Consider the following 216-nt stretch of genomic DNA (forward strand, 5'->3'; position numbering starts at 1 on the left):
GATGGGTATTGGCAGAATTGTATGAAGCCCTATCTTGAGCGTGAAGGGTGGTATATCGCAGAGGTTGACTGTGCCGGTGTGGTAGATGCCCGGGACTTTGGGCGTCGTTTTTTAACAGCCCTGGATTTCGACTGGGACTCTTTCTTGCATGAGTTCGATACAGAGTGGGCTTATGAATACGCTACTGCAGTCGATTGGCTTGATCTGCGTCAGGGG

General features: G+C 50.9%; 1 pseudogene. It reads left to right on the top strand.

Going from position 1 to position 216, the window contains the following annotated elements:
- A pseudogene (locus tag HMPREF2981_RS04400) lies at positions 1 to 216 on the top strand (hypothetical protein); the annotation flags it as partial.

The organism is Rothia sp. HMSC069C01 (assembly GCF_001814655.1).
In the GTDB taxonomy this organism is placed as follows: Bacteria; Actinomycetota; Actinomycetes; order Actinomycetales; family Micrococcaceae; genus Rothia; species Rothia dentocariosa.